Consider the following 20,166-nt stretch of genomic DNA (forward strand, 5'->3'; position numbering starts at 1 on the left):
AGCATTCGAGGATATGCAAGACTTCCGGGAAATATCGTAATCATCAACTTATAGTGCGCAAACCATCACATCGAAAGAATCATGATAACCGAAGCACCCATTGCCGAATCTGTTCTTCGATTTGATTCGATTCGAGGGGAAGTAGACAGTAATCGACGACCCCCCGTTGTAATGCTTCTCCAAGCAGCGTACTTTCCTCCATGACAGTAACAATCGTTTCAATCGTATGTTCGCGTTCGTGTTTCCATTGATCGAGCAGACGGAAATCCGCTTCCGCAATCATCGATAACGGAACAAAGTTAAGTTGCATTACAGCCTCTGCCGGATCCTCGTATGGTAACACACGGAAATGATATTTTGGATGCTCCGGTACGTCAAGCTGACTCAAGTTCTGCAAAGGCATTCCGTCAATTTTTATCAAGCCTTCAATCTTTTCTTTTTCCGTTGCGACCGAGTACGCCACGACACGGTTCCGTCCTTTTCGTTTAGCTTGATAAAGTGCTTCATCTGCTTCGGATGTCATCTCTTCAAGGTCGAACGATGGTTGAGAGACAAGCGTTACACCGATTGAAACGGTGACCTTTAGACCGTTAGGAAATGTATGCCGTTCGATTCGTTCCCGAACTTTCCCCATCGTTACACAGGCAGCTTCCACATGCTCTGTACTAAAGAGCAACATGAATTCCTCTCCACCAAATCGAATCATTTCATCCTCTTGGCGAATTGCTTGTTTCGTTAAAGATGCAAGCTCAGATAGCACGAGATCCCCTGTCGGATGTCCGTGTAAATCGTTAATCCGCTTAAAATGATCGAGATCAAAGATTGCCAGTGCAAATAATTGACCGTCACGCGCAAGGCGTGACACACGCCGTTGAAAAGCATTCTGTAAGTATTTACGATTGAACGCCCCGGTCAGTTCATCAACAAGAATCGTAGATGAGACAATTCGCAGCTTATGTAGTAGCCGTTTCAACCGGATTTGTCGTTCGATGAGCGTCACCGTTTCATCCCAGTAATCATCTGCTCCGAGCTGGTAACAATATTGACGCGTCTGTTGATTTTCCTCTCCGATAATAATCAAAGGGGTGAACGTCGCCTCTAATTTTTTGATTAACTTATCTAGCTGTACCTTTTTTGAAGCCCGGACAAGTTCATAGTCAATCAACAATGCATCCGTCGGTAAATCGTAACCGACCTCAAGCATATCTTCGACTGATCCAAAAAAACGGGTCATGTAACGTTCGTTTTCTAACGCCTTTTTCCACTGGACATTATCAAGAAACCGTTTCGTGATTGAGACGATTAATTCTTTTCGGACCATTTTTTTACGACCATATGCAGATAAATAGTCGATGACAGGTCGTAATTGAAGTTTTACCACCTCATGACCAATCGTCTTTTCTTCTGAAGGAAGTTCTTGTTCAAGCCGCGTCGCTTGTCGCGCAAAGAACTCCATGCTTTCTTGTTGACCGAGCCGCTCAAGCCAACTGGCGAACACTAGTAATTCCGCTGTCGGGACGGATTCCATCCGCAATAAACGTTCTACCATCAGAATCGTCTGATTGATTTGTTTCTCCAACTGCATTTGTTTATTTCTCAAAACATCCTCCCCCTCTTTCTCTACAACCGAAGCAGTGTTGCTTCGAGTGAAGAGAAAGCGAGGGAGGCACCCTCACTTTCAAATTAAGCCTTTAAATTCGGACTAATCATATCGGCTGGAACAATCCAGGAGTCATATTGTTCTTCTGTCAATAATCCTGTCGCCAATGCCGCTTCTTTTAACGTCGTTCCATTCTTATGTGCAGCTTTTGCAATCTTCGCTGCATTTTCATACCCGATGTGTGGATTTAAGGCTGTGACGAGCATGAGCGAGCGCTCTACATTTTCATCGATGACTGCTCGCTCCGGCTCGATACCAACTGCGCAGTGGTCGTTGAATGAATGGAGCGCGTCCGTCAACAGACGAACGGACTGAATGAAATTATACATAATGACCGGTTTGAAGACATTCAGCTCAAAGTTTCCCTGGCTCGCAGCAAATCCAATCGTCGCATCATTTCCAAGCACTTGTGCCGCGACCATCGTCAATGCTTCACTCTGTGTCGGATTGACTTTCCCTGGCATGATTGAACTACCCGGCTCATTTTCAGGAATCGTGATTTCACCAATTCCTGCTCGTGGACCTGACGCGAGCCAGCGGACATCATTGGCGATTTTCATCGCGTCCATTGCAAGCGCTTTAATGGCACCATGCGCGAAGACAAGCTGATCATGGCTCGTCAAGGCATGAAATTTGTTCTCAGCGCTGACGAATGCTTTTCCTGTCTCTTGACTCATTTTTTCAGCAGCCCGGTCCCCGAACTCTGGGTGCGCATTGATCCCTGTCCCGACAGCCGTTCCTCCAATCGCGAGTTCCGTCAATGGATCAAGCGTCAACGTAATCATTTTTTTCGATAAATCGAGCATTCGGACCCAGCCGCTGATTTCCTGACCGAGTGTAATCGGTGTCGCGTCTTGTAAATGTGTCCGTCCAATCTTGACGATGTCAGAAAATGCCTTCGCTTTTTCGTCAAGCGTCGCATGAATGGCTTCAATCGCCGGGAACAAGTCATCAATGACGACCGTTTTGGCTGCGATGTGCATGGCCGTCGGATATGTATCATTTGAACTTTGTGATTTATTGACGTCATCATTCGGATGAATCGTCAAGTCGCTGCCACGTTCTTGTAACTTACGTGTCCCAACGCGTGCAATCACTTCGTTGACGTTCATGTTCGATTGTGTGCCGGACCCCGTCTGCCACACGACCAGTGGAAACTCCTCATCGAATTGCCCCGCGATGATCTCGTCACAAACTTCTGCAATCACGTCTGCCTTTTCCCGGTCGAGTACACCGAGGTCTCGATTGGCTAACGCTGCGCCTTTTTTTAAGACGGCAAAGGCACGAATAATTTCGATTGGCATCTTTTCTGTACCGATTTTAAAGTTCTCTAAACTCCGTTGTGTTTGTGCGCCCCATTCCTTTGAATCCAAAACACGAATTTCCCCCATCGTGTCTCGCTCTAAACGATATTCCATTGTTGTTTCCCCCTTTTTTTCATCTTACACCTTATCAGTTTAACGGAAAAAACGTTGAATGGGAATGATAGAGCGTTGTTTGGGGAATAGTTTGTTAATCGAAAAGGAGTGAATGCAGTATGTGGTTTATCAATCTGACGATTGTCTTACTTTTAATCGTCGCAAACGGGATTTTTGCAATGACCGAACTTGCGCTGTTGTCTTCAAAACGCCAGAAACTGCAACAGTATGCGGATGAAGGAAAAAAATCAGCCCAAATCGCACTTGATTTTTTAGATCGTCCGACGGATTTACTATCGACGGTCCAAGTCGGCATCACTTTGATTGGAATCGTCAACGGCGCGTTCGGCGGCGCCGCTTTATCGCAACCTGTCATCCGTTGGCTCGGTCAATTTTCTTGGCTTGAAGCCTATGCCAGTACGCTCGGATATATTTTCGTCGTCACAATCATCACGTATATTTCACTTGTCATCGGTGAATTAGTCCCGAAACGGATTGCTCTCGTCAGTCCGGAACGTGTCACGATGTGGCTCGCCCAACCGATGCGTTTTTTTTCAACACTCCTTCGTCCGTTCATCTACATTTTGAGTAAGTCGACGAGTGGCATTTTCCGATTGATTGGCCTCGATCGTCTCGAAAGCGAAGATGAGACAGAAGATGAAGTGAAACAGTTGTTGATTCGTGGTGCTCAGGAAGGAATCTTTGCAGATTCGGAAGCCGAACAAGTCTCTCGTGTCTTTGCGTTCCACGATCAATACGCCTATGAATTAATGGAACCCCGGACCGTCACGGAGTGGATTGATTTAAACGATTCACCTGAACAAATCTTAAATGATTTACGTCGGGCGAAGCACCGGAATTTGCCCGTCGGACACGATGATTTGGATCATTTTGTGGGCTATATCGATGCGAAAGAAGTCTTAGCATCCGATACTCCCGCCTTGACGATTGAACGCTACATCCAGACACCGCTTATTGTCCCTCGACAGCTTAAAGCAACAGACTTACTCGAGCGGATGCGGAAAGAAACCGTCTCGATTGCCTTTGTCCTCGATGAATACGGTGGTTTTTTAGGAATGATAACATTATTTGATATATTGGAAGCCTTCGTCGGAGAAATTTCAACGATCGAGGAAGAACCAGAGCTGATCATGCGAAGTGATGGCTCCTATTTAGCAGACGGATTGTTGCATATCGATGATTTGAAACGAACGCTCGGTTTGACGACACCACTCCCGGGTGAAGTCCAGAATGCGTATCATACGGTAGCTGGACTGATTTTATATACACTCGGCGAATTTCCACAGCGTGGCAGTCACGTCATGATCGCCGATTATCGTTTTGAAGTCGTTGATTTGGATGGACGTCGCATCGATCAAGTCTTAATCGAAAAAGCCGCTCCTGATTTGTAATATCAGAAAAACGACCTGATTGCACCGAGTTACTCGGACAAACAGGTCGTTTTTAAATTAAAACTCATTTAATGCTTCACGTGCCACACGGTCCGCTTTATTTTCAGACCGCGGAATCCACTTGACGAATGCCAGTGGTAATTGTGAATACCGTTCGAATGCCGGATCAAAATAAACTTGAATGCGCTTGTTCTTGGCAAACTCGCGTTCGACCGCTAACGAAACTGCTTCCGAGTCCGTCCGGAACGAAAAGACACTTTCTCCTGCGTTCAATAACTCTTCCGCTAATTCGACCGCTCGTGCAAACGCCTGGAATTCCGCTTCATGATTGTTGACCGCGGTAATCCGAAACGTTCGTTCGATGACTTCTCCTGCGGAATTCTTACAGAAGATTCCTACCGTCGCGTCATCATTCGATGGCCGAACAGCCCCATCAAAATACATTTCAACCATGTTCAATCGCCGCCTTTACACCTTTTCGGATTGCTTGTTCATCTAAATTTTTTCCGATGAAAACTAGCGTCGTTTGTTTCTCTTGCTCGAACATTCCACGTACTGCTGTTCCGTAAATCATTCCGGTGCCTTGAAGAATCGTCTTTTGATCCGTATCCGCGAAATGAATGATTCCTTTATAGCGGTATAAATCTTCCGAATAGGCTTCGAGTACTTCACGCAAAACGGCACCGAAACGATTCCGATTCAACGGCTGCACTTCCGTAATCGTCAATGCCGTGAACGAATCTGCCGCTCGTTCGAAGCGATCATCTTGTTGTAATAAACGTTCTTCTTCCGCTTTTGGAAAATGGAACGTTTCAAATAAATTTGCTACCTCGACACGTGACTCGACTGTCGGAATGATATGTGCCGTCGGATTCAAGACTTCGAGCCGGGCGATGATGTCGGTTCGTGCAGCATCCGGTACCAAATCCACTTTATTCAGTAACAAAACATCGGCAAAGCCAATTTGTCTGACATTCTCTTCAAACGTCAATTCTCGTTCGAGATGGTACGCGTCGACGACCGTGATGACGCTCGAGAGTTGATATTGTTGTTCAATTGCCGGTTCAAAGTAGAATGTTTGGAGGATTGGGCCCGGATCAGCAATTCCTGTCGTTTCAATCAATAAACGATTGAATACCATCTCACCTGAGCGTCGTTTTTTAGCAATCCGTAATAACGCCTCTCGTAAATCGCCACGAATCGAACAGCAGATGCATCCATTCGTCAATTCAATCATCTCTTCGTCACTTCGTTCAATCAAAGCTTCATCGATATGGACTGATCCTACCTCATTGACGAGCAGCGCCACCTTTTCGGTCGGATGGGAGACAATATGATTCAACAGTGTCGTTTTTCCCGCTCCTAAAAAACCCGTAATCAATGTCGTTTTAATTCGTTCTTGCATAACTTTCACTCCTTACAGCAGTTGTGCCGTTCGCCATTTCTCTTTTCGTGCGTCCAGTAAATCAATCGCATGCAAATACCAGGATTCCGTTGTTTGTGGTGTGACACTTGAACCCCATTCTTTTTTTCCATGATGCGATAAGATGAGATGCATCATCCGATGATGCATGTCTAACGGAATCCGGAGTGCCTCGTCACGCAACGCGCGTTCGAACACAAAACAGCCGTATGGCATATGTCCGACTAGACTTCCAAGCGGATCAATCGCAATACCGGATAACGTTTCCTCTGCCGCATCGACTTGCAGTAAGTCCGTGAAGCGACTTGGTGTTGCGCCGAGATGATTATACTCCCAAATCTTTCCGATGTCATGCAACAAGACACCTAACAAGAGTTCATCCTGATTCGGTTCTTGATCGAGAAGCGTAATCGACCGTGCCGCCTGATAAAGAGAATCGAAGCTGTCGTCCCAGGCAAATTGACGTGTCGCTCGCTCAGGAGCTTGAAATAAATCGTTTTTATGATCAGCTTCTGCTTCTTGAATACACTTGAGTAACGTCAAATAAGGTCGCTCCGATTGACAGATTCCTGCCGCGATCGTCATCATACAAGCAGTGTGCTTCATCAACCCACCAATATAGGCATGGTGATGGAACAATGCCGCTGGTCTCGTCGAAAAATCATCCCAATACAAGTTTAGACAACGCAGGGCAATCTGGCGGTAAGGTTGTTGCATTTGCTCGACTAGGCCAATCAATTGATCCCGGTAATCGCTCGCAGACTCTTCCATCGGCATCTGAGGTAACAATGTCGTTCCAGCGACATCATGGACGGCCTTGACGCGTTGAACAGTCAACGACTTATTGCCTGAGTCGACGGGATATTCCTCGACCTTGGCAGTAACGTGGACGATCCGCGTCTCTAGATAAGGACGCATCGCCTCTTCCGCCGTTCCTTGATTCAACCATTGTTTTCCTTTACAAGAACCACTCGATGAATTGAATGTAAACTGTAACCATTCACGCCCTGTCTGACTCGTTCTGATTTCCGCAGAAGCGACTAAAAGTGTCTCTTCGATTTGTTCTCCCGGAACGTGACGTTCAATCAAAAAGCCGCCTGACGCATTTGATACGTCAACCACAAATTCATCCCCAAGGTAAGGTGGCATCTGTTGCTCTGGAATTGCTTTAAATAAGCGAATCATTTCCGAATCACTCCTCTCATCTCTATTGTCCATCATATCAAAGTCGCTCACCACCTGTACAAAACAAAAGAATGATTGTAAGCGTTTACTTAATCAGCTATGATGAATGCATATGTACAATACTTCCAATTAAGGAGGACTTTCATGATGCTTCGCTCACTCTCTTCAAGTTATGATGTCGTGATGCGCACAGCGCGAGATACAGTCGATCCAGCAACACGTGCTCAACTGAGGCAGGCCGTCGTCGCCTATGGCATAACGGCTAAAGATGAATCACCTTTACAGGCTTTAATCGAACAGGAGCTCCACTTATGTTGTATTCAAGTACAGCATGCCGGACTCGACGTTCAATCCGACCTCGTCAAGTTACTCGTCTTGTCCGCTTTCAGTAGTGATGCGGGATTTAGCACCGCAGAACTGAACAGTATGACACCAAATGCAATCAAAAGACAATTGTCTTCATACGATGCCATCTTCGCGCGTCTCATCCAAAAACTTTTTCTCCATCAGACACAAGTCGATATCATTTGCCAACGGCTACAACGTGTTCTGTGTGGTGCAGCAGCACAAAAGTGTTCGATTCGGGCACGTCGACTACAAGAGTCAACCCGCGTCACCTACTCTCATTAAAAAAGTCCTGACTCGAGTGAGTCAGGACTTTTTTTCAACGACCTGGCATTCCAGCTCCTTGAAAGGTGTATATTATGAAAATGCGGCATTCCGCTTCGTCATATTCTATAATCATCATCACAGATATTGGAGGTTCTGTCAATTGATTTTCAAAAAAAGTGGGTTGATCTCGTTAGAAATCAACCCGAATGGAAGAGTGAATAATTACCATGGCAATGCTTGATTTCATCATACAATGCAATGGAAGCGTTTACAAGCCTTTATCTAAAATTTTCTCAAGAAAATATTGTTCTTTTAATGGCAAATGTACGACTTCAATCCCGCTTTGGCGCATCAAGTTTAATCCATCGCCGTATTCATAACCCGTCGTATAGACGACGCGATCAATTTTTGAAGCGATTAAAGCTAAACTACATGCGTGACACGGACTATGCGTGACATAAGCCGTCGCATGACGCGCACTCGTCGAATCCGCAGCAAGTTTTCCTAACGCATTAATCTCCGCATGAATTTCATGTTGCTTTGACCATTCATGATGTTCTTGTTGGTTATTACAACGATAAAAAACTTCGCCATTATGTATAGTAGTATCAGATTCCAACACATTTTCATTGATTGATTTATAGAAAACCCCGTGTTGCTTTAAAAAAATTTCGTTGCAGTTCACATGCTGACTCGGTGTTCCATTGATTCCAATCGAAATTGGCTTTTCATCCTTGACGATGACGCATGCGACAGACTTCGACGCACATTTCGAATGACGTTCTGCCATCATCTGGGCAAACAGTAACCAGGTCGTATCCCATTTCTCTTGTTTCGGATCCATAACGTTCACTCCTTAAACAATACTAAGGAACACGTAAACGTGTCCCTTAGTATCGTTGATTTGGTAATTCGCGACTTTTCGAAGCAACTTCAATGACTTTTTGTTTTAATTCATTTTCCATCCGCTCTAACTCATGCTCTGCATCGCGACGTTTCTGCTTCCCATCTTGTTGAATCCGCAGTGTCTCATCAAGCGTCTCGATTAAATTTTGATGCGCAACTTTTAACGATTCGACCGATACGATTCCTTTTTCATTCTCTTCTGCGATTTCAATCGATGAATCTTTTAAGAGACGTGAATTTTGTTCGAGCAATTGATTCGTCGTATTTGTAACATCCTTTTGCATCTGCAAAGCACTCTTTTGCCTAGACAGACTGAGTGAGAGGACGACTTGGTTTTTCCAAAGTGGAATCGTATTGACGACTGCAGATTCAATTTTTTCAGCAAGAATCTGGTTATTCTGCTGAATGACACGGATTTGCGGTGCCATTTGAAGACTGATCGTACGTGATAACTTTAAGTCGTGAATTTTTTTCTCGAACCGGTCCGTCAATTGAATCAAATCATTTAATTCTTGTAGTTTCGTCTGGTCACGTGAAACCTCGACTTCTGTCCGAAGCGGTTCGATCTCATTTTCTCTGACGTGTGCAATCTTCGTCTCACCCGCTGCGATGTAAAGATTTAGTTCCTCGAAGTAACGTCGATTTTTTTGATACATTTGATCAAGTAACGTAATGTCTTTCATTAAGCCAAACTTCGAACGATCTAAATTATGAACGACCTCTTCTAAATAAGCACTCATCTTTTCATATTGTAAGAAGTAGGTCTCCGCTTTTTTCTTCGCCCGTCCGATGACGGGAACGTTTGACCAAAAGCTTTTCTTTTCTTGTAACGAATCCGGGTCCATTTGACGGACACGTTGCATTAAATCCGACAACAGTTTTCCGGCGTCGCCACCATCTTTCATTTTGACTTCGCTTAACACTTGATCTGAAAATTGCGAGAGTTCCCGTTGAACCGGTGCTCCGAATTGCATGACGGCATCGGATTTATTCAAATCAATCACTTGAAGTAAACGTTCGATTTTTTGACGCTGTTCAGCTGGAACGTCACTTGGAATCATTTCTTCAACCGGACGAACTGGCGTCCGGTGTTTTGGTGTTTCCGCAAGATTCAGGTCAACTGATGGATCAGAAATCGTTGGTTGTGCCTGTTCCTCTGTTTTGGATTCGTCCGGCCACTCTTGCCATGAATTGTTATCAGAATGGGTCATGTTTATAACTCTCCTCCTGTTTTCTTTGTTCCGATTCTTGTGCCAAAACTTTTTCAATCGTTAAAAGTTCACGCTCTAAGTCGACCGTATCTCCTTCTAACAACAAGGATTGGTGTTGTTTTAATTTTTGAGCAATCATCTTCAAGTTCGCTTGCAATTGTTCGCGTGTATCAAATTGCACTTGAGCCCCACGTCGTTCTAAATCTGCGAATTTTTCTGAAATCGATAATAAGGAATCGAGATAAAACGTGAAGAAGTCGCGTACTTTTTTTACTTCACGTGGTGCATTAAATAATTCTTCAAATAACACATGTGCTTCGCGCGAGACGATTCGCATATCTGAACGTACTTCGCTGTCTCGGATCGATGGGATAATGCCATCGAATGCCTGTAACTTTACGAAACCTTCTTCGACGGTCCGTTGCAAGACTTGCAACTCCAAATCATCCGTTTCATCAAATCTGCGCGTCGCTTGTTCAGGCTTTAAGATGACGCTTCCGACAAATTGATCATCATCATCGAGTAACAATTTCTTTTTGACATTTTGTCGTTTTATCTCTGTTGATTTTCGTTCTGTCCGGTACCGCTTCCCGGGTTTCGCCCGGTAACCGCTCCAAATGAACCATAAACCGAGCGCTACGAAGATTCCGGAAAAGTTTAACGTATCTGCTATCTGAAGAAATACGAACATCAAACCAATCGATCCGAAAATCCACCATGTAGAAGATTTCATGTCATCCCCTCTTTCTATTGACTCCATCTATTTGTGTCATGAATGAATCTACTGTTTCTTATATCTTACCATTACGGATGTCTTAACAAAAAGTTTCCCGTTTTCGATAAATGTTAGTCCTCTCTACTCTTTATTTCACCATAATCTTTCACCGGCCGCATCCGTCTCTAGATGTACGATGCTGAATGGATTGCATCTACTTTTTTCTTTTTACTTTTCTCAAGTAACATATACGCATAAGATTTTTCGATTATTCAAAAATCACTTTCATCAAAAAAACTAGCTTCCGTTAATCAAAACGAAAGCTAGTGCTCGTGATCATATTCTGATTCAATCAAACATTCAAGAGAATACGAGTGGCCAAATCAGAATGATTAAAATGGCGAGCGGACTCAAGTAGCATACACTAAAGCGCCAAAATGGAATCATTCGTTTTAACAGGGGACCTGTCGCTAGCTCACGTTCGACAATCGCCCGATCAAGTTTAAATCCAGCAAATATTGAAATCAAGAGTGCACCGATTGGCATCAAAATATTCGATACGAGGAAATCCATCCAATCAAAAATTGTCTTATCGAACCACATGATGTCGCTCGCGACTCCAAAGGAGAGTGCTGATGGAACACCTACTATTGCGACAAGGATTGTCGTAATAATCGTATTACGTTTCTTATTTTGGACGGTCGCATCTTCTTTTCGATCAGTAATCGATGAAACCACAACTTCTAGCATCGCGATTGAAGAAGTGATCGACGCGAAAGCAAAGAGTAAGAAAAACAACGTTAAGAAGACTGTTCCAAATTGGACTTGGCTGAATACTGTTGGTAACACGATGAATAAGAGTGAAGGACCTTCAGCAGGATCAAGACCTGAAGCGAAGACCGCTGGGAAGATCGCGAATCCGGCTAGTAATGACACGACGATGTTTAAAGAGACGATCCATCCTGCTGACCGATTGATTTGACCACGCTCTTTCATATACGAGGCATACGTCAACATTGCGGAGACGCCGAGCGATAATGAAAAGAAGGCTTGTCCGAGCGCACTCAGGACCGATGTCCGGTTCAGTGCTGAGAAATCCGGTTCGATGAAGAAACGAACCCCTTCACTTGCACCTTCAAGGGTCAATGACCGACTCACTAATATAATGAAACAAAGGAATAATAATGGCATCAAGATTTTACTCATTTTTTCAATTCCCGACTGAACACCTCGCAAGACGATTAATCCCGTAATGATGAGGAATACGACTTGGCCTAAAATCGCATAGAGTGGAGAGGCGGATATCGTTCCGAAGAGTTCTCCTAACTGATCCCCACTCATGGAAGTCAAATTTCCGGAAAAACCAAGAACCGTATAAATTAATACCCATCCCCCGATGACGCTGTAAAAGGATAAGAGTAAGAAACAGGTGATGACACCTAACACGCCAATAAAGGTGAATTTCTTATGCCCCAACTCTTCGAAAGCGCGCAACGCCGTTTTTCCACTCGTTCGACCGATTAAAAATTCTGCAATCAATACCGGGAGACCGAGGAGCAAGGTGAACACTAAAAATAGTAGTAAAAAAGCGCCTCCACCATTCGTTCCTGTCGTATATGGAAACTTCCATATCGCACCGAGTCCAATCGCTGATCCTGCTGCTGCTAAGATAAACCCAACTTTTGAAGCCCATGCATTGCTTTTCATGGTACTCCACCTCCTTTTCAAAAATACTTCCTTATTGTACAAAAGTTAAATCAAGAAGTCATCCTTTATCAAACATTTTCTTTAAAGCATCAAAGCATAACCGCATATTCGCATGTTTGTATTAAAACAAAAAGCTTATACACTAAAAAAGGAGAGACATGGATTCTTCTTCGAATCTTTTTTGTCTCTCCTGATATTATCTTGTTAAGCTCGATTCAGTTTACGATTTTGTCCAGCGTACATTTTTAAGAATTCCGGTAAGACCTTCACCTCGACAGGCGAGTTCAGCGCCTTCTCACCATCCGTATCGATGACTTTTGGAGAATCCGTTTTTAAGGTAAAACCACTCGTTAAGATGTGCGTGAAAGATGGGTCGTTTGCCAGTCCGATTTTTTGAAGGATCACGTCACGGATTGTCGCTAAGTTGACTTCATCGACAATCACTAAATCCAGTTTCCCATCATTGTATGCACCGTTCGAAAGATTCGTTTCAATCCCCCCAAGCGACTCGCCATTCGCTGCTAAAATCAAAACGGCTTCTCCTGTCATTTTTTGCCCTTCATTTAATTCAAGTTCGTAGGCAAACGGTTTTGCATCCAAGCTTGAGCGGATGGTTGACAGATAATACCCCATTTTCCCAAGTCGGACTTTTTCTTCTGTATCAATGCCAATTGATGCTTCAGCAATTAATCCGAGACCCAAAAAGTTAAGGAAGTACGTATCGTTGACTTGTCCAAGATCGACTTCGACGATTTGTTGGGTCGCAATCATCTCTGCAGCAAGACGCGGTACCATCGGTAAACCGAGTGTCCGTGCAAAATCGTTACACGTTCCCCCTGGCACGATGCCAAGAATCGGACGCGTCTCCAGTTTGGCTAATCCATTAATGACTTCAAATACGGTTCCATCACCACCGAGGACGACAAGGGCATCGAAGTCTCCCGCTTCTTCTGCAAACTCCTGTGCATCTCCTGCCCGACTCGTTTGCTTAATGACGATTTCATTGAATTGTTCCGCAAGTGGACTAATAACATCTTCTAGAAGACCACTCCGGTTCGTCCCGGCGGAAGGGTTACTAATCATCAATAGTTTCATTGAATGATTCCTTCTTTCTTCAAATAATTATTTGCCACTTCGTTGGCAGTTTTACCACCATAGGCGACTTCTTCATTCATTTTAGACATTTCTTCATCCGTGATTTTTCCATCTAATTTCTTTAATGCTTGCCCGACTTCCGGGTACTCATCAAGCGTCTCTTGGCGCAACAGAGGTGCCCCTTCATACGGAGGGAACAGTTGTTGATCGTCTTTCAAGACGACCATGTCATATTTCGCGATTTCCGGATCGGTCGAATAGGCATCGATGACTTCGATGTCTCCTGATTCGATTGCCTTGTATCGTAATTTCGGTTCCATCGTCACGACTTCTTTAAAATTGACACCATATTTTTCTTGAATCCCTTTGTAACCATCTTGACGATCTTTAAACTCTAACGTGAAGCCTGCCGTTAATTGACTCGCAACCCGCTTGATGTCGGAAATCGTTTTTAAGTCATACCGTTCCGCGATTTTTTTCGGAACTGCGATGGCGTAGGTGTTATTGTAGTCCATCGGCGGTAAAAGCGCGAGGTCCTGTTTGACCAATCCATCTCGTGCTTGCTCGTAAACCGCTTGTGCATCATTTGAGACCGGTTTTTCATTCGTTAAGCTAGCAAGGACCGTCCCTGTGAATTCCGGGTACAGATCGATATCACCCGATTGCAAGGCTTTATAGACGAACGTCGTCTTTCCGAAGTTCGGTTTGACTTGGACGTTTAAGTCCGTTTCATCCTCGATGACGATTTTATACATGTTCATTAAGATTTCTGGTTCGACCCCTAATTTCCCGGCGACGACCAAGTCAGGTTGTTCCGTCCGTCCGAGTGCGAACGGCGTGATAATCAGTGTCGCAATCAAGGCCAGGGCGACGACCATCCGGCTCGTTTGCCGTTTTTTTGTGGCGACTTCCGTCTGACGTAATAAAAAATCGAACAATAACGCGAGTAAGGCTGCCGGGATAGCTCCTAATAATAAGAGATTGTTATCATTTCGGTCGATTCCGAGCAAGATGATCGATCCGAGTCCCCCTGCCCCAATCAAAGCAGCAATCGTCGCCGTCCCGATGATAAGAACCATCGCTGTCCGAACACCAGCCATCATGACCGGTAAAGCGAGCGGTAACTCAACCTTCAACAAACTTTGCGTCGGTGTCATTCCGCAGGCACGGGCCGCTTCTTTAATTGAAGGGTCGACTTCTGCTAATCCCGTAAACGTGTTACGGACGATTGGTAAAAGAGCATATAGAACAAGTGCAATGACAGACGGGAGTGTGCCGATTCCAACAAGCGGAATCATCAGTCCGAGTAGTGCGAGAGAAGGAATCGTTTGGATGACGGATGTCACACCAATCGACCATTCACTAATTTTTTTATTTCGTGATAAGTAAACGCCTAAAGGAATGGCAATCAAACATGCGATTAATAACGAAATGACCGAAAGTTGAATATGTTCGATTAATGCCTGCAGTAACTCTTCTTTTCGATTTTGAAACGTTTCGACTAAACCGTTCATCATATCGTCCCCCTGACTTGTCCCATGAACTCTTTGATGAAGGGATCGTCACTCGCTAAGACTTCCTCTTTTGTTCCGATAAATACGATTTCGCCCTCGTTCATCAAGCAGATGCGACTGCCGAGCTTCAACGCTTCATTCATGTCATGGGTGACGAACAAAATCGTTTTACCGAGTTCACCGTTCAATCGAATCAAGTCATTTTGAAGTTGGTCTCGAGAAATCGGATCAAGGGCTGAAAATGGTTCATCCATCAGAATGACATCTTGCTCTGCAGCGAGCGCACGCATGACGCCGACGCGTTGTTGTTGTCCACCCGATAGTTCACTTGGATATTTCTTTTTTAAATTTTCATTAAGACCCGTCAACTCGAATAATGTGTCGACGCGCTTCGCAACTTTTTTCTTGTCCCACTTTAACAACTGCGGAACGACAGCGACATTTTCTTCAATCGTCATATGGGGAAAAAGTGCAATTTGTTGCAGAACATAGCCGATTTTCCGGCGAAGTTCATGTTCATCAATCGACATGATCGGCTCTCCATTAATCCATATCTGACCTGCTGTATGATCAATCAATCGGTTGACCATCTTCATCGTCGTCGTCTTTCCACAACCAGATGGACCAATCAAACAAAAGATTTCGCCTTCTTCCACTGTAAAATTCAAATTTTGGACCGCTTTTGTTCCGTCGGCATAAGTTTTTCCGACTTCTTTAAATTCAATCACAGATGATCCCTCCGTTTCCTATTTGTTTTATTATCTTTGTAAAATTCCCCTTAATCAGTGTTTCCAAAACCTGATTTTTTAGCAGTTTCATTAAAAAAGAGCCATCTCGACCGAAACGTTCGGTCGAGATGACTCTTTTAGTCTTATTCGTAAATCGTAACTTGGACCGAACGTCGGCCCCAGTTGATTGCTTCTTGTTCCGTTTCCATCATTAAATCCATGATTTTCCCATGGATGACGCCTCCCGTATCGAGAGCAATCGCATCTCCAAATCCTTCAACATGCACTTTCGTACCGAGGGGGATGACGTTTGGATCAACCGCAACAATCCGTCGGCCTTCAAAATGAATCGTATGTGTAACATCATAGCCTGAAGCCGTTAAAACTTTTCCATCATATGAACCATTCAGCGCTGCATCATTCGTATAAGCCGTCGTTTCAAATGTCTCTTGGCGCCCACCAGTTTCATTTTTGGCAGCTACTTTTTTTGGTTCGACAGTCGATGCCGCTTCTTTTTGATTTTCCTGTTGTTTACGTTTCGCTTCGTCTTGTGCTTGTTGTTTTTTCTGTGCTTCTGCCTTTTCTAATGTTTCCTTTTTTTGCTTTGCTTCCTGCTCGGCTTTCGCCTGGCGTTCACGTTCTTGTTGCGCTGCCTGTTCTGCAGCACGTTGTTTCGCCTGTTCTTCAGCTCGTTTTGCTGCTTGCTTCTCTTTTTCCAATCGAATAGCCTCTCGTTTCATCTGGAGCGGATTTTGGACGATTTTCTTTTCCGTCCCGATTCCAATTTGTGCGGCTTCCGTATGCATATGTGGTAAAAGAATAAGTCCTGTAAAAGTAAAAATGATTGTAAGTACGATCTGTTTTAGTTTCATCTTTCAAAACAACCTTTCCGGCCTTTAACGGCTCGAACACCTTACCATGATGAATTTGCGGATGAAAACCCTAAAAGGTCATTTGAAATATATCTGTCAAAAAGTAACGAAATGGTTACACGCTTTCAAAATATGCTCTTATCGTTGATATCAAGCCATTTCTATGATTGTTACCGTTCTGTCATCTTTTTATTCTTGTAACGTCTTTGTAATGATTACGATTGTTCATGAAATTCTGTTAATTTATTCTTAAAATTGAGGTCATCCAATCGATTCAGCGATCAAATGACTGATTTGTTTATAACTTTTCATCCACGCTTTGAATATTTATTCAAAATCAGACGATTCATCTCCCACTTCTAAACGTTCAGGGTGAACTCCTCGTGTAAATAGGAGATGAATCGTCTTCGGGCAAGATAAACGGTCCACCGTCGGGACGACGGGGTTAGCCTGATCAATTTTCGACCGATAGATTGAATAGCTCAGGAAGCCTCCACCTCTAAGCGAAGTGGAGGTGGTTCAATCAAACAAAAAACCCGACAATATGTTGTCGGGTCCCGTGTTATTTTGTTTTACGTTCTAACAATTCAATCTCTGATTTGAGGAGAACTTGTTTTTCAAATTCGAATCCAAGTGATTCAAAGTTTTTTGTATGCGAGAGATCACCGACAACCGTATTTGTTAATACAGCCGTAACTTCCGCGACCCATCCTTCTTTCGTTTTGACCATATCGCCCACGATATAATCAAATAACTCTTCTGTTTCTTCCATCTCAATCATCTCCTGACACGTTCAGATAGTACTAATCATATAAAAGAACTCACAAAAAAGCTAGTATCGTGAAATCATACTCAACACTTGGCGAAGAATCTTTGCCGTCAATCCCCAAATCAAGTAGTCCTCATGCTCATAAAAATGTTCGACGACTTTGTACGTCCGATCAAGATAAGCTTCCCGATTCGCCATCCGACTTGTCGGAACCGCTTTCCCCGGGCGAATTCGCCATTCCATCTCTCCTTCAATCGGACGCGCGTTCAACAGTGCGTTTAACGGGACATAAAAAATATGATCGACTTCATCCGGAGAGGGATCAATTTGATTCGCTTGTATGATTCCGACGTATGGATAGATGATGGAGCGGTTCGGTGTCACGAGCGGTTCTAACGTCCCGATGACTTCAATTTCTTCCACTGTCACATTGAGTTCTTCTCGCGTTTCCCGGATTGCCGCTTCTTTCGGTTGTTCTCCGACATCGATTCGTCCACCCGGAAAAGAAATCTCTCCGGGTTGCGAACGTAACGTTTTTGCCCGCACTTGAAAGAGGAGGCAGATTTCCCCGTCGCGTTCGACTAACGGGACAAGAACTGCTGCTGCTTGCCGCGGAAGGCTGTCCCTTGTCGATTTGAATACATCTTTGATTTGATCGAATACGGGATTATTCATCGTCCTTCCTGCGAAACTCTCTGATACGCTTCCTCTAAGTGACGCATCCGAACAATCAAATCGGCGTTCTTCGCGATTCGGTCTGCAAGAATCGAGCCCGAAACGACTTTATAATACGCATTCAATGCTTGTGTCTTTGTCATATATGCCTCATTTTGTCGAATATACTCTTTGAAATTCGCTACTAAACGGTCTGCTGTAAATAACTGTTCGTTCAACCGACTCATCCTCTCTTGCGGTTAGCCGCTAGGTGTATAGTTTAATGGTAGCTACTTTTGGCTAAGAAGTAAAATAAGGGGGGCTTATTCGTGAAGAAAAACATAGATGTATTGATTATCGGGGCCGGACCGACCGGATTGACACTTGCACTCGCGCTCTCACGGTATGGCTTAACATTCCGGATCATCGAGCGAGCGAGCGGACCATCTGTCGTCTCAAAGGCAATCGGTATTCAAGCACGCTCACTTGAATTGTTTGCCCGTCTCGGTGTTGCCGAGGAACTGATGGCAGAAGCGATTAAGATTAATCAAGGAAATCTCTATGTGAATGGAGCTTGGCAAGCAAAACTTGATTTTACGGATTTGAATACACCTTTCCCATTTGTAACACTCTTACCTCAAAGTGAAACGGAACGGATTCTTGAACAACGCCTACTTGATTACGGACATCGTGTCGAACGGGATACCGAGTTGACCGGCTTCGCTCAATTTCCAACATTCGTCACGGCATCGATTCGAAAAAACAATGTCGTCGAGACAGTCGATGCCTCGTTCGTAGTCGGCGCAGACGGTGCGAACAGCTTCGTCCGGCGTGAACTAGGACTTCCCTTCAGTGGCAAGTCGTTCAAGGAATCTTGGGCGCTTGCTGATATTGAAGTCGACTGGCCGCTTTCGTCAGAAGAAGTCCATATTTTCTTTTCCGATCATGGAGTAATCGAGTCGTTCCCATTACAATCAAACTTATTTCGAATTACGGGCAATTTAACGGACGGTGTCGTACCGACAGATCATGCGGCGATTGAAGACTTTCTTAAAAATCGGGCGAAAGTACCCTTTAAACTTAAAAAAGTCCATTGGTATTCCATGTTCCGTGTCCACAATCGAATCATCGAAAAGTTTGGTCACCACCGGATTTACTTAATCGGTGATGCAGCGCATATTAACTCGCCTGTCGGCGGACAAGGGATGAATACGGGAATCGCAGACGCGATGAATCTAGCCTGGAAGCTTTGGTGTGTTCATGAGTTTAAAGCAAGTTTCCCGTTGCTCGACTCTTATAGTACGGAACGGCGGGAAGCGGCACGTGGAATTTTACGTTCGACGAACCTTGCGACTGAATTGTTGCAAATCAATGTGCCATTTTTACTACCTCTGCAAGAAAAAGTCATTCGGAACAGTTTAAAAATCACACCGCTTCATCATTACGTGACGAACCGGATTGCTCAATTGAATAGTAACTATCATCCATCCGATACGTTTGTCACGCAAGGGAGATTTGGCTTACTTGCACCGAAACCGGGTGAACCGATGCCGTACAGCGAAGTTGTAAATCCGCGGACGAAAAAAAATGAGTTACTGCTACGTCGCGCTGATCGAAATTTCTTATTGCTGCTCTTTTTACCGCGTCAGTCCGATGAATCAGAACTGACCCCTTATAAAGAACTCGCCTACTCCTATCCGGACCTGTTTGAGACCGTCTCGATTCATCAAGAGCTAAAAGAAGACGGGGTCGTCGACCAGGGGGGAGAACTCGCACGGAAGTTCGGGATTAAGCAATGTGGTCTGTATTTGATTCGTCCAGACGGCTACATCGCTTATCGTCAGCAAGGCTTGAAGATTAAACCTTTCTCTCGCTACCTTGAACGTTTACTTTATGCCCGGTAAGCACGTATGATAGGTATGAGGTGATAAGATCCATGGAGTTTATGAATATACGATACTTTTTGATCATCGTTCTAGTTGTTCTGTTCATCATCATCGTCGCCCGTCGCACAAAAGAGTCTTTGCGTTGGGTCCTCGTCGGTGAAGAATTTGGAGAAAAAGGCGAACAGCTTCATCGAGATTACGAGCTACTAGCGGATGCCGGTTTTGAAGTCCGGCTCGAACGAGGTGTTAAAACCTCTATCTTTTTCCGAAGGTTCAGTAAAGATTTAGCCGATCGTGTTGCAATTTATGCACTTAAAGAAGATATCGACCGTGTCGAACGTTTTCTCACTCAACCTAAAAAAAGACGTTAAAAAATAAGCAGCCTCTCCGTAAGTTGAG

At 44.3% G+C, this 20,166-nt stretch carries 20 protein-coding genes; 4 read left to right on the plus strand and 16 right to left on the minus strand.

Annotation, left to right across the window (positions count from 1 at the left end):
* Positions 1–79: 79 nt before the first annotated feature.
* Together KNP96_RS00165 and fumC are read right to left on the minus strand one after the other, a co-directional pair.
* A complete protein-coding gene (locus tag KNP96_RS00165; protein ID WP_088837287.1) occupies positions 80–1,600 on the minus strand; it encodes a GGDEF domain-containing protein in 1,521 nt (506 codons plus the stop codon).
* A gap of 83 nt (positions 1,601–1,683) precedes the next feature.
* Positions 1,684–3,078, minus strand: coding sequence for a class II fumarate hydratase (fumC, locus tag KNP96_RS00170; protein ID WP_088837288.1), 1,395 nt, complete (start codon positions 3,076–3,078; stop codon positions 1,684–1,686).
* Positions 3,079–3,197: 119 nt separating this feature from the next.
* Between fumC and KNP96_RS00175 the strand changes: the two genes are divergently transcribed.
* A complete protein-coding gene (locus KNP96_RS00175) occupies positions 3,198–4,490 on the plus strand; it encodes a hemolysin family protein (RefSeq protein ID WP_214765092.1) in 1,293 nt (430 codons plus the stop codon).
* A gap of 57 nt (positions 4,491–4,547) precedes the next feature.
* Here the strand turns inward: KNP96_RS00175 and KNP96_RS00180 are convergent, their stop codons facing one another.
* The 3 genes from KNP96_RS00180 to KNP96_RS00190 are packed head-to-tail and all read right to left on the minus strand — an operon-like array spanning position 4,548 to position 7,098.
* Positions 4,548–4,943 (minus strand): ribonuclease HI family protein, encoded by a 396-nt coding sequence (locus tag KNP96_RS00180; protein ID WP_029330538.1) that lies wholly within the window; start codon positions 4,941–4,943, stop codon positions 4,548–4,550.
* A complete protein-coding gene (locus KNP96_RS00185) occupies positions 4,936–5,895 on the minus strand; it encodes a CobW family GTP-binding protein (protein ID WP_214768555.1) in 960 nt (319 codons plus the stop codon). Before KNP96_RS00185 ends, KNP96_RS00180 begins: the two co-directional genes overlap by 8 nt.
* A gap of 12 nt (positions 5,896–5,907) precedes the next feature.
* A complete protein-coding gene (locus KNP96_RS00190; RefSeq protein WP_214765095.1) occupies positions 5,908–7,098 on the minus strand; it encodes an HD domain-containing protein in 1,191 nt (396 codons plus the stop codon).
* Between the two features lie 144 nt (positions 7,099–7,242).
* Here KNP96_RS00190 and KNP96_RS00195 point away from each other — a divergent pair, with 144 nt between their 5' ends.
* Complete coding sequence (locus KNP96_RS00195; protein ID WP_088837292.1) at positions 7,243–7,728, plus strand: hypothetical protein; 486 nt, start codon at positions 7,243–7,245, stop codon at positions 7,726–7,728.
* Positions 7,729–7,978: 250 nt separating this feature from the next.
* On the opposite strand, the gene KNP96_RS00200 is transcribed toward KNP96_RS00195, so the two are convergent.
* The 11 genes from KNP96_RS00200 to yvfG form a co-directional block, all read right to left on the minus strand.
* Positions 7,979–8,554 carry a deoxycytidylate deaminase gene (locus KNP96_RS00200; RefSeq protein WP_214768557.1) on the minus strand — a complete coding sequence of 192 codons (576 nt, stop codon included), beginning with the start codon at positions 8,552–8,554 and terminating at the stop codon, positions 7,979–7,981.
* Between the two features lie 46 nt (positions 8,555–8,600).
* Positions 8,601–9,827, minus strand: coding sequence for a toxic anion resistance protein (locus KNP96_RS00205; protein WP_051667285.1), 1,227 nt, complete (start codon positions 9,825–9,827; stop codon positions 8,601–8,603).
* Positions 9,814–10,560, minus strand: coding sequence for a 5-bromo-4-chloroindolyl phosphate hydrolysis family protein (locus tag KNP96_RS00210; protein WP_088837294.1), 747 nt, complete (start codon positions 10,558–10,560; stop codon positions 9,814–9,816). Before KNP96_RS00210 ends, KNP96_RS00205 begins: the two co-directional genes overlap by 14 nt.
* Positions 10,561–10,902: 342 nt before the next feature.
* Positions 10,903–12,249: a sodium-dependent transporter gene (locus tag KNP96_RS00215; RefSeq protein ID WP_088837295.1), complete on the minus strand. Its 1,347-nt coding sequence runs from the start codon at positions 12,247–12,249 to the stop codon at positions 10,903–10,905.
* Positions 12,250–12,453: 204 nt separating this feature from the next.
* Positions 12,454–13,344 carry a diacylglycerol/lipid kinase family protein gene (locus KNP96_RS00220; protein WP_214765096.1) on the minus strand — a complete coding sequence of 297 codons (891 nt, stop codon included), beginning with the start codon at positions 13,342–13,344 and terminating at the stop codon, positions 12,454–12,456.
* Complete coding sequence (locus KNP96_RS00225) at positions 13,341–14,858, minus strand: ABC transporter permease/substrate-binding protein (protein WP_029330560.1); 1,518 nt, start codon at positions 14,856–14,858, stop codon at positions 13,341–13,343. Before KNP96_RS00225 ends, KNP96_RS00220 begins: the two co-directional genes overlap by 4 nt.
* Complete coding sequence (locus KNP96_RS00230; protein ID WP_088837297.1) at positions 14,858–15,586, minus strand: ABC transporter ATP-binding protein; 729 nt, start codon at positions 15,584–15,586, stop codon at positions 14,858–14,860. Before KNP96_RS00230 ends, KNP96_RS00225 begins: the two co-directional genes overlap by 1 nt.
* Before the next feature lie 143 nt (positions 15,587–15,729).
* Entirely contained in the window at positions 15,730–16,458 is a 729-nt protein-coding gene (locus KNP96_RS00235) for a 3D domain-containing protein (RefSeq protein ID WP_088837298.1), read from the minus strand.
* 562 nt (positions 16,459–17,020) lie between these two features.
* Positions 17,021–17,230: a hypothetical protein gene (locus KNP96_RS00240; RefSeq protein ID WP_029330566.1), complete on the minus strand. Its 210-nt coding sequence runs from the start codon at positions 17,228–17,230 to the stop codon at positions 17,021–17,023.
* Positions 17,231–17,290: 60 nt separating this feature from the next.
* Positions 17,291–17,902 (minus strand): NUDIX hydrolase, encoded by a 612-nt coding sequence (locus tag KNP96_RS00245; RefSeq protein ID WP_214768558.1) that lies wholly within the window; start codon positions 17,900–17,902, stop codon positions 17,291–17,293.
* Positions 17,899–18,120 carry a protein YvfG gene (yvfG, locus tag KNP96_RS00250; RefSeq protein ID WP_029330575.1) on the minus strand — a complete coding sequence of 74 codons (222 nt, stop codon included), beginning with the start codon at positions 18,118–18,120 and terminating at the stop codon, positions 17,899–17,901. Before yvfG ends, KNP96_RS00245 begins: the two co-directional genes overlap by 4 nt.
* 90 nt (positions 18,121–18,210) lie before the next feature.
* Between yvfG and KNP96_RS00255 the strand changes: the two genes are divergently transcribed.
* Together KNP96_RS00255 and KNP96_RS00260 are read left to right on the plus strand one after the other, a co-directional pair.
* Positions 18,211–19,785 (plus strand): FAD-dependent monooxygenase, encoded by a 1,575-nt coding sequence (locus KNP96_RS00255; RefSeq protein WP_088837300.1) that lies wholly within the window; start codon positions 18,211–18,213, stop codon positions 19,783–19,785.
* A 32-nt stretch (positions 19,786–19,817) separates the two neighbouring features.
* Complete coding sequence (locus KNP96_RS00260; RefSeq protein WP_088837301.1) at positions 19,818–20,138, plus strand: hypothetical protein; 321 nt, start codon at positions 19,818–19,820, stop codon at positions 20,136–20,138.
* Positions 20,139–20,166: the final 28 nt, after the last annotated feature.

The organism is Exiguobacterium sp. s133, assembly GCF_018618595.1.
In the GTDB taxonomy this organism is placed as follows: Bacteria; Bacillota; Bacilli; order Exiguobacteriales; family Exiguobacteriaceae; genus Exiguobacterium_A; species Exiguobacterium_A oxidotolerans.

What these genes read in the sequence shown, in the direction of transcription:
- KNP96_RS00190 (WP_214765095.1), bottom strand. Translation starts at nt 7,098, where the DNA reads ATGATTCGCTTATTTAAAGCAATTCCAGAGCAACAGATGCCACCTTAC.
- KNP96_RS00215 (WP_088837295.1), bottom strand. Translation starts at nt 12,249, where the DNA reads ATGAAAAGCAATGCATGGGCTTCAAAAGTTGGGTTTATCTTAGCAGCA.
- KNP96_RS00195 (WP_088837292.1), top strand. Translation starts at nt 7,243, where the DNA reads ATGATGCTTCGCTCACTCTCTTCAAGTTATGATGTCGTGATGCGCACA.
- KNP96_RS00200 (WP_214768557.1), bottom strand. Translation starts at nt 8,554, where the DNA reads ATGGATCCGAAACAAGAGAAATGGGATACGACCTGGTTACTGTTTGCC.
- KNP96_RS00175 (WP_214765092.1), top strand. Translation starts at nt 3,198, where the DNA reads ATGTGGTTTATCAATCTGACGATTGTCTTACTTTTAATCGTCGCAAAC.
- KNP96_RS00180 (WP_029330538.1), bottom strand. Translation starts at nt 4,943, where the DNA reads ATGGTTGAAATGTATTTTGATGGGGCTGTTCGGCCATCGAATGATGAC.
- KNP96_RS00240 (WP_029330566.1), bottom strand. Translation starts at nt 17,230, where the DNA reads ATGGAAGAAACAGAAGAGTTATTTGATTATATCGTGGGCGATATGGTC.
- KNP96_RS00185 (WP_214768555.1), bottom strand. Translation starts at nt 5,895, where the DNA reads ATGCAAGAACGAATTAAAACGACATTGATTACGGGTTTTTTAGGAGCG.
- KNP96_RS00225 (WP_029330560.1), bottom strand. Translation starts at nt 14,858, where the DNA reads ATGAACGGTTTAGTCGAAACGTTTCAAAATCGAAAAGAAGAGTTACTG.
- KNP96_RS00210 (WP_088837294.1), bottom strand. Translation starts at nt 10,560, where the DNA reads ATGAAATCTTCTACATGGTGGATTTTCGGATCGATTGGTTTGATGTTC.
- fumC (WP_088837288.1), bottom strand. Translation starts at nt 3,078, where the DNA reads ATGGAATATCGTTTAGAGCGAGACACGATGGGGGAAATTCGTGTTTTG.
- KNP96_RS00205 (WP_051667285.1), bottom strand. Translation starts at nt 9,827, where the DNA reads ATGACCCATTCTGATAACAATTCATGGCAAGAGTGGCCGGACGAATCC.
- KNP96_RS00245 (WP_214768558.1), bottom strand. Translation starts at nt 17,902, where the DNA reads ATGAATAATCCCGTATTCGATCAAATCAAAGATGTATTCAAATCGACA.
- KNP96_RS00235 (WP_088837298.1), bottom strand. Translation starts at nt 16,458, where the DNA reads ATGAAACTAAAACAGATCGTACTTACAATCATTTTTACTTTTACAGGA.
- KNP96_RS00260 (WP_088837301.1), top strand. Translation starts at nt 19,818, where the DNA reads ATGGAGTTTATGAATATACGATACTTTTTGATCATCGTTCTAGTTGTT.
- KNP96_RS00220 (WP_214765096.1), bottom strand. Translation starts at nt 13,344, where the DNA reads ATGAAACTATTGATGATTAGTAACCCTTCCGCCGGGACGAACCGGAGT.